General features: G+C 72.0%; 9 protein-coding genes. 7 read left to right on the top strand and 2 right to left on the bottom strand.

Going from position 1 to position 7,418, the window contains the following annotated elements; genetic code table 11:
• Positions 1 to 15 precede the first annotated feature (15 nt).
• Positions 16 to 840 (bottom strand): class I SAM-dependent methyltransferase, encoded by an 825-nt coding sequence (locus G6045_RS37945; RefSeq protein ID WP_165336794.1) that lies wholly within the window; start codon positions 838 to 840, stop codon positions 16 to 18.
• Positions 841 to 1,029: 189 nt separating this feature from the next.
• Here G6045_RS37945 and G6045_RS37940 point away from each other — a divergent pair, with 189 nt between their 5' ends.
• From G6045_RS37940 to G6045_RS37915, 6 genes are all read left to right on the top strand, one after another.
• On the top strand, positions 1,030 to 1,269 hold the full coding sequence (locus G6045_RS37940; RefSeq protein WP_165336793.1) for a LapA family protein: 240 nt from the start codon (positions 1,030 to 1,032) through the stop codon (positions 1,267 to 1,269).
• The gene (locus G6045_RS37935) at positions 1,266 to 1,595 is read left to right on the top strand and encodes a hypothetical protein (RefSeq protein WP_206344718.1); all 330 of its coding nucleotides are present in this window, start codon (positions 1,266 to 1,268) and stop codon (positions 1,593 to 1,595) included. The genes G6045_RS37940 and G6045_RS37935 overlap by 4 nt, the downstream gene beginning before the upstream one ends.
• Before the next feature lie 72 nt (positions 1,596 to 1,667).
• Complete coding sequence (locus G6045_RS37930; protein WP_165336792.1) at positions 1,668 to 2,213, top strand: GNAT family N-acetyltransferase; 546 nt, start codon at positions 1,668 to 1,670, stop codon at positions 2,211 to 2,213.
• Positions 2,214 to 2,274: 61 nt separating this feature from the next.
• Positions 2,275 to 3,390, top strand: coding sequence for a methyltransferase (locus G6045_RS37925; RefSeq protein ID WP_165336791.1), 1,116 nt, complete (start codon positions 2,275 to 2,277; stop codon positions 3,388 to 3,390).
• A 74-nt stretch (positions 3,391 to 3,464) separates the two neighbouring features.
• The gene (locus G6045_RS37920) at positions 3,465 to 4,367 is read left to right on the top strand and encodes an arginase family protein (protein WP_165336790.1); all 903 of its coding nucleotides are present in this window, start codon (positions 3,465 to 3,467) and stop codon (positions 4,365 to 4,367) included.
• Positions 4,368 to 4,504: 137 nt separating this feature from the next.
• On the top strand, positions 4,505 to 6,478 hold the full coding sequence (locus G6045_RS37915; RefSeq protein WP_165336789.1) for a DUF5107 domain-containing protein: 1,974 nt from the start codon (positions 4,505 to 4,507) through the stop codon (positions 6,476 to 6,478).
• A 48-nt stretch (positions 6,479 to 6,526) separates the two neighbouring features.
• Here the strand turns inward: G6045_RS37915 and G6045_RS37910 are convergent, their stop codons facing one another.
• On the bottom strand, positions 6,527 to 6,883 hold the full coding sequence (locus G6045_RS37910; RefSeq protein ID WP_165336788.1) for a VOC family protein: 357 nt from the start codon (positions 6,881 to 6,883) through the stop codon (positions 6,527 to 6,529).
• 174 nt (positions 6,884 to 7,057) lie between these two features.
• Here G6045_RS37910 and G6045_RS37905 point away from each other — a divergent pair.
• A partial coding sequence (locus G6045_RS37905; RefSeq protein WP_328708057.1) for a phage holin family protein occupies positions 7,058 to 7,418 on the top strand: 361 nt, incomplete at its 3' end.

Raw genomic sequence — 7,418 nt, 5'->3', positions numbered from 1 at the left:
GGGCCGGGTGGGCTGTTACGACGTGACGGCGAACCCGTAGCGCAGGAAGCGCACCGCATCGCCCAGCCCTGGTACCCGGGCCAGATTCCGCAGCGCGGTGCGCGAGGCCGTGCCGGGCCGGGTGCGGCCGATCTCGTCCAGGGCCGGCAGGTCGCTCAGCAGCCGTAGCGGCGGATGCGCGCGGGCGAAGGCCGCCGGGGAGTGCAGCGCCCAGCGGAAGCGCGTGTCCGCGCGGCGCAGCGTCGGGTGGAGCCCAGAGACGGACCGTACCCAGGGAGCCACGGCGTCGAAGACAAGCCGCCCCGTCGGGAAAGTGCCCACGACCCGGTTGACGAGGTGGCTGACATCATCCGGCGGCAGATACATCAGCAACCCCTCGGCCACCACCATCGTCGGCCTGTCCCGCGGCAGCTCGGACCACCACCCGGACTCCGTGACCGACGCACCCACGCTCCGTACCCCTTCGACGGGCCCGTACAGACGCTCGCGCAGCTCGATCACCTCCGGATAGTCCACGTCGATCCACACGGCCGAGGCCGGCCGCGCCACCCGCAGCGGCCGGCTGTCCAGACCGCAGGCCAGATGCAGCACCAGAGCATCCGGATACTCGTGCAGAAACCCGGCGGTCCAGGCGTCGAAGCGCCGGGCACGTGCGGCGACCAGGGGCGCGGCACCCCGAAGGCCCCGCAGCCGCCCGAAGTCGTAGTCGATCTGTTCCATGATCCGCTGCGCGTGCGGGTCACCGAGGACGGGCCGCGCACGCCGGCTGTCGACGGCGCGCAGGTACAGCGTCATCAGCAGGGTTTCCTTCTCCCGGCCGAGGTGGACCTGCTGCGTCATGGACCGTCTCCGTTCCCGAGGTGGCGCCGTACACCCAGTGAGCCGGAACCCCGGGCCGGCGGCCACCGGCCCTCACCCGTTAGGCCCACTGCGCCACCCGCAGGGGCACCGGCCGCGTGCGTCCCCGGCGCCCACCTGCTCATGCTGACCTCAGGGGGCGACGGCGTTACCCCGGACGGAAGGTCCCGCATGAGCTCCAACAACTCCAAGAGCGGCAGTGCCGGCAAGGCCAAGGGGCTGATGACACCCGGACGTCTGACCGTCGCCGCGATCGGCATCCTCGGCCTGATCTTCATTTTCGAGAACACCCGCAGCACCAAGATCCGCCTGCTGATCCCCGAAGTGACCATGCCCCTGTGGATGGCGCTGCTGCTCACCGGCGTGATCGGTGCCCTGTGCGGGGCCTACCTCATCAGGAGACGGAAGTGACCACACTCATCCAGCGCGCGGCCGTGCTCACCGGCACGGTGCTCGCCACGACGGCCCTCACCGTGACGACCGCCGCGGCGGCCGGTCCGCCGATGCCGGACTTCCGGGGCAAGGCCCTGATGGACGTCTTCCAGACGGTCGACTACCGCACCCGCGTCGACATCCGTGACGTCAGCGGCTTCAACCGCAACATCTTCTGGCCGCTCAACTGGAAGGTCTGCTCCCAGACACCGGCGCCCGGCGTCGAGCTCGAGGGCCAGGCCCTCAACATCGGTGTCGTCAAGAAGACGGAGACCTGTCCCAAGGCCGCCCCGAAGAAGAAGTAACCGGGCGACACCCCAAGAACGGGGCGGCAGCCCCAAGAAGTGGTCCCGTCCCCGGGGTTCTAGGGTTCGGGCATGTCCCACAGCACCACCTTTCTCGCCACAGGGCCTCGCGTCGGCATACGTCTTCTCACGTACGCCGACGGCGAGGCCTTCACCACGCTCGCCCGCGCCGGCCGCGAACTGCACCACCCCTGGCTCGCGCCACCGGTCACGGCCGAGCAGTACGCGGTGTACGCGGAGCGGCTGATCGAGGACTCCTCGCGTGCCGGGTTCCTCGTCTGCGAGCGCGACAGCGGTCGGATCGCCGGGTACGTCAACATCAACAACATCGTCAAGGGCGCCTTCCTCAGCGGCGCGCTCGGCTACGGAGCCTTCGCCCACGCCGCGGGCAAGGGGCTGATGACCGAGGGCCTGCGGCTCGTCATCGCGTACGCCTTCGGGCCCGCGCTCGCCCTGCACCGCCTCGAGATCAACGTCCAGCCGCGCAACGCCGCTTCGATCGCGCTTGCCCGCCGCTGCGGATTCCGCCTCGAGGGGTTCTCGCCGGACTTCCTGTACATCGACGGGGCGTGGCGCGACCATGAGCGGTGGGCCCTCACGCGGGACATGGTCCGGTAGCGCACGCCACCGCACGCGTCGCCGGAGAGAGGGTCCGGGGGAGCTGGGGAGAGGACGCGCCATGACTGCGGACATTCCGGGCAGCGGGACCAAGGGTCCCTCCGACGACACCGGCCCGCCGGCCACCACCACGCAACCGACCGCGACTCCGGTACACGCAGCGGACCGATCGGCCCCGCTCCCGCCGTCCGGACTCGCCGACCTGGCCGACCTGGCCGACCTGGCCACGCCCATGGCCATCCGCGCGGCCGCGACCCTGAGGATCGGGGAGTCCCTCGACGACGGGCCGCGCACCGCACGCGAACTGGCCGCCATCGTGGGCGCCGACGCCGGCGCCCTGGAGCGGATGCTCGCCCATCTCGCCGCCAAGGGCGTCCTCGACCGCGACGGCGAGGGCCGCTACGCGCTCACCGCACTCGGCGCCCCCCTGCACTCCGCCCACCCCTCGGACCTGCACCCCTGGCTCGACATGGCCTCCCCGGTGGGCCGCGCGGACCTGTCCCTGGTGGAACTGCTGCATTCCGTACGGACCGGGCTGCCGGGGTTTCCGCTCAGATACGGGGCCTCGTTCTGGGACGACCTCGCCACCACGCCGGACCGACAGGAACGTTTCGACGCCCATATGAGCCGGGACATCGGCACCGAAGGACCGGCGCTCGCCGCCGCCTACGACTGGGCCGCCCTGGGGCGCGTGCTCGATGTCGGCGGCGGCAACGGCGCGCTGCTCACCGCGCTCCTCAAGGCGCATCCCGATCTGCGCGGCAGCGTGCTCGACCGGGACCGCACCGCCGAGTCGGCGCGGATACGGTTCACCGCCGAGCGGCTCAAGGGGCGGGCCGACGCCGTCGAGGGCAGCTTCTTCGACGAACTCCCCACGGGATACGGCGGTTACCTGCTCTCCTCGATCCTGCACGACTGGGACGACACCTCCGCCCTCGCGATCCTGCGCCGCTGCGCGGAGGCGGCGGGCAGTACGGGCCGGGTCCTCGTGATCGAGAAGATCGGCGGAGACGGGGAGCAGGTCCGTACCGACATGGATCTGCGGATGCTGGTCTTCTTCGCGGGCAAGGAACGCACCGCGGCCCAACTCGCCGAGCTGGCGGGGGAGTCGGGCCTCAAGCTGGTCGCCGTGCATCCGGCGGGGGCGCTCGCGGTGGTGGAGTTCGCCGCCGGGTGACCGGATCCGTCTGATCCCACAAGCGCGTGGGCGCCCCCTTGAGGGCGGCGCCCCCGTTGTCCGAGGATGAACCCATGCGACGCATCGTGGTCCTCGACGCCCCCTCCAACCTGGGACTTCGCCCCCCGGCCCCTGGGACCGTACCCGGCGTGTACAAGCTGGCCGGCGCGCTCAGGGAGCAGCGGATCGTGCAACGCCTCGGCGCGTTCGAGGGCGGTGTCGTGGTCCCGCCCCGCTACGACCGCGGCGACTGGCAGGAGGGCGACGGGGTCTTCAACGCCGCGGCCCTCGCCTCGTACACCGTCAAGCTCGCCGACCGGATCGAGCACCATCTGCGGGCCGGGGACTTCCCCGTCGTACTCGGCGGTGACTGCTCGATCCAGCTGGGCGCCTCGCTCGCCATGCGCCGTATCGGCCGCTACGCGCTCGCGGCGATCGACGGCTCCACCGACTTCCGGCACCCCGGCAACTCGGAGCGGGTCGGCGCGGCCGGCGGCGAGGAACTGGCGCTCGCCACCGGGCGCGGCCAGGACGACCTGACCGATCTGGAGGGCCTGCGGCCGTATCTCAAGGACGAGGACGTACGGCTCCTCGGCATCCGCGACAACGATCCGCAGCGCGACGAACTGCGCGAGCTCAAGATTCCCCACGCGAGCGTCGGTGAGATCCGTGAGTGGGGCCCGGCCGACATCGCGGGCGCCGTGCGGAAGTCCCTGGAGATCGCCGAACTCGAAGGTTTCTGGGTGCACTTGGACGCCGACAGCCTCGACCCGGAGGTCATGCCCGCCGTCGACGCGCCCGACCCCGACGGGCTCGAGCCGGACGAACTGCGCACCCTGCTCGGCACCTTGGCCGCCTCCGACCACTGCGTCGGCCTCAACATCACGATCTACGATCCGGACCTCGACCCCGACGGCTCCGCGGGCGCGCTCCTGACCGACCTCGTGGTCGAGGCGCTGATGGGCTCCGCGCCATGAGGCAGGGGACGATTGACGCCCATGACGCCCATGACGCCCATGACGCCCATGACGCCCACGACGCACTGGTCGGCTTTGCGCAATCCTGACCCGAAGGTCCCCTGGTCACCGGTGCGGTCAGCGGGTTCCATGGTCAGGTGACGACGATCCGACGTGCCGAACTGACCCTGCCCGGCGCCCCCTTGGGCCTGGCGAATCCGCTGCCCGCCCTCTGCCCGCCGACCGGAGTCCACGCCGTCTCCGTCGACGAGCGGCTGCGGGAGTCGCTTCCGCTCGACATGCGGCGCCAGCTCGGCTACCGGCCGCTGCGCAGCATCCTGCCCACAGCGACAGCCGACGGCTACGACCGCGCGCGCACCGACCTCACCCTCGACACCCTGATCCTGGAGAACTCCCGCCTCGAGGTCACCGTGCTGCCGGGGCTCGGCGGCCGGATCCACTCCCTGCGCCACAAGCCCACCGGCCGTGAACTCCTCTACACCAACCCGGTGTTCCAGCCCGCCGCCTTCGCGCTCAACGGGGCGTGGTTCTCCGGCGGCATCGAGTGGAACATCGGCGCCACCGGCCACACCACCCTGTCCTGCGCCCCGGTCCACGCCGCCCGCGTCGAGGCCCCGGACGGCACCGCGATGCTGCGCCTGTGGGAGTGGGAGCGGCTGCGCGACACCCCGTTCCAGGTCGACCTCTGGCTGCCCGAGGACTCGGATTTCCTGTACGTGGCCGTCCGGATCCGCAATCCGCACGAGAAGGCCGTGCCCGTCTACTGGTGGTCGAACACCGCGGTCCCCGAGGAACGCCGCGTCCTCGCCCCCGCCGAGGAGACCTGGCACTACGGCTACGAGCGCGCCCTGCATCGCGTGCCCGTCCCGCACCTCGAAGGGTCCGACCGCACGTACCCCCTGAACAGCCCCCATCCCGCGGACTACTTCTACGAGCTGCCCGAGGACGCGCGCCGCTGGATCACCGCGCTCGACGAGCACGGCCACGGTCTCATACAGACCTCCACCGACCGGCTGCGCGGCCGCAAGCTGTTCACCTGGGGCGGCTCGGCGGGCGGCCGGCGCTGGCAGGAGTGGCTCACCGAGCCCGGCACCGGCGGCTATGCCGAGATCCAGGCCGGACTCGCCCGCACCCAGCTGGAACATCTGCGTCTCGAGGCGGAGGGCGAGTTCAGCTGGTGCGAGGCGTACGGTCCGCTGAGCGCCGACCCCGACCGGGTGCACGGCGCGGACTGGGCCGCGGCGCGCGAGGAGGTGTCCGCGCGCCTCGAAGAGGCGCTGCCGCGGGCCGAGGTGCAGAAGGCGTACGAGCAATGGCGGCGGTGCGCCGACACCGAACCGGGTGAGCGGCTTGCCACGGGCTCGGGCTGGGGAGCGCTCGAAGTCCTGCGGGCCGGGCTCAAGCTGCCCGGTACCCCGTTCGACGAATCGACCCTCGACGCCGAACAGGCGCCCTGGATCGAGCTGGCCCACACCGGCTCGTACCCCGAACCGCGCCGGGTGACCCCGCCGGGCCCCACCCTGGTAGCCCCGCACTGGCGGGACATGCTGGAGACCGCGCCCGCCGCACCGCTCACCGAGTACCACCTCGGCGTCGCCCAGTGGCACGCCGGGGACTTCGCCCAGGCGGTACGCAGCTGGGAGCGCGGGCTCGAACTCGCGCCGTCCCTCTGGCCGTTGCTGCGCTGCCTGGCCGTGGCCGACCGTGAGTCGGGCCAGGTGCAGCGCGCCGCCGACCGCTATGCCGAGGCCTTCGCCGACCTGTGCGCCGAACGCCGCGAGGCCGAGGTGTGGACGGCCGCCTCGGCGGCCCTGGGCCGGGAGGCCATCGAGACCCTGATCGCCGCGGGACGCCCGGCCGACGCGCGCGCGGTGTGGGACGGGCTGCGTCCGGCCACCCGCACACGGGGACGGTTCCGTCTGCTCGAGGCCCGACTGCTGCTGGCGGAAGGCGACAAGGAGGGTGCCAGGGGCATCTTCGAGGAGGGGTTCGAGGTCGCCGATCTGGGCGAGGGCTCCGAGCTGCTCGCCGAACTCTGGGCAGCCGTCAGCGACGACCCGGTCCCCGCGCGCTACGACTTCCGCATGCGGCCCGTACAAGAGGACGGCTGACCGGCGGGGCGGCCGGCCTGCGCACCGGCCGGCCTGCGGAACGGCCCGCTATCCCCGTACGGAACGCTGATCCGCGTACTCGAACACGGTGCCGTCCGGATGGACCGCGATCAGATTGCGGCCCGCCGGGGTCGGCACCGGGCCCGCCACGATGTGGGCGCCCGAGGCGGCGAGCACCTGCTGTGCCTCGTCCACGTCGGGGACCGCGATGGTGGCGGTGACCTTGCGGAGCACTTCGAGCTCCGCCTCGGGGCCGCTCATCAGCAGAAAGCAGCCGACCGCGGCGACCTGTACCCCGCCCCGTTCGAAACGCAGCGCCTTGGTGCCCGCGAGCCGCTCGTAGAAGGCCACCGAGGTGTCCAGATCCTCGACGCAGATCCGCAGCGTGGTCCCCAGAATCTCCATGGCACCGAGGGTAGTTGGGCTCCGGCGGCCGGGAGATCGTTTCCGCGGAACGCACCGGAGTTAGGCGCCCGGGCACAGGGGTACCCGGGCGCCATGGAACGCACTGGACGCACAATTACGGACCCGACGGAGAAGGCCATCAGCGACACCCTCGCCCAGGTCGTCCGCGACACGGTGCGTGAGGAACTGCATGCCGAGCTCCGTGACGAACTGCGCAAGCAGACGCTCAAGCAGCGGCGCACGGCCTCGCTGTACGCGGCATCGGGCGCCGTCGCGCTGTACGCGGGCGCCGCCTGTGCGCTCGCCCTCGGCCTGGTGTTCGCGATCGGTCTGCCGGACTGGGCCGCCGCCCTGATCATGGCGGTGCTCCTGGCCGGCGCGGCCTACGCGCTGCGCAACGCGGCCCGGCCGCACCCGGCCCCCAAGCCGCACGAGGGCGAGAACGAGGCCCGGGCGCAGGAGGCCGCCATGTCCGAACGGACCCGCGCGTACGAGGGAATGGCCCCCGAATCGTCCGAGGGCCGTGAGCCCCGGG

The organism is Streptomyces mesophilus, assembly GCF_011044995.1.
GTDB classification, from domain to species: Bacteria; Actinomycetota; Actinomycetes; order Streptomycetales; family Streptomycetaceae; genus Streptomyces; species Streptomyces mesophilus.
The sequence above is the reverse complement of the archived record's forward strand: the minus strand, read 5'-3'. Positions and strand labels throughout refer to the sequence as shown.

Excerpts from the sequence above, each read along its gene's own strand:
- G6045_RS37945 (WP_165336794.1), bottom strand. The coding sequence starts at position 840 with ATGACGCAGCAGGTCCACCTCGGCCGGGAGAAGGAAACCCTGCTGATG.
- G6045_RS37940 (WP_165336793.1), top strand. The coding sequence starts at position 1,030 with ATGAGCTCCAACAACTCCAAGAGCGGCAGTGCCGGCAAGGCCAAGGGG.
- G6045_RS37930 (WP_165336792.1), top strand. The coding sequence starts at position 1,668 with ATGTCCCACAGCACCACCTTTCTCGCCACAGGGCCTCGCGTCGGCATA.
- G6045_RS37925 (WP_165336791.1), top strand. The coding sequence starts at position 2,275 with ATGACTGCGGACATTCCGGGCAGCGGGACCAAGGGTCCCTCCGACGAC.
- G6045_RS37920 (WP_165336790.1), top strand. The coding sequence starts at position 3,465 with ATGCGACGCATCGTGGTCCTCGACGCCCCCTCCAACCTGGGACTTCGC.
- G6045_RS37910 (WP_165336788.1), bottom strand. The coding sequence starts at position 6,883 with ATGGAGATTCTGGGGACCACGCTGCGGATCTGCGTCGAGGATCTGGAC.